Source organism: Paraburkholderia sp. SIMBA_027, assembly GCF_046535315.1.
Classification (GTDB): Bacteria; Pseudomonadota; Gammaproteobacteria; order Burkholderiales; family Burkholderiaceae; genus Paraburkholderia; species Paraburkholderia tropica.
The window spans coordinates 1-266 of sequence record NZ_JAWRWY010000734.1; the positions used below are offsets into that span (position 1 = coordinate 1).

The following is a 266-nucleotide window of genomic DNA, read 5'->3' on the forward strand; positions in this document are numbered from 1 at the left end:
TTTCCTTCCCGTTCTTCCCTGGTAGCAAACCGGTAATACACCGTTCGCCAGACCTTACCTTCGATAACCAGAAGACCTGCCCGTGCCATTTTAGCCGCGGCCTGATTTATGCTGGTTACTGTTGCGCCTGTTAGCGCGGCAACGTCCGGCGCACAGAAGCTATTATGCGTCCCCAGGTAATGAATAATTGCCTCTTTGCCCGTCATACACTTGCTCCTTTCAGTCCGAACTTAGCTTTGATTTCTGCGATCTTCGCCAGAGCCTGT

The 266-nt window shown here is 51.9% G+C and carries 1 protein-coding gene; it reads right to left on the minus strand.

Going from position 1 to position 266, the window contains the following annotated elements; genetic code table 11:
• On the minus strand, positions 1–206 hold a 206-nt coding region (locus tag SB764_RS40990), incomplete at its 3' end, for a protein ren (RefSeq protein WP_337144305.1).
• Between the last annotated feature and the right edge of the window lie 60 nt (positions 207–266).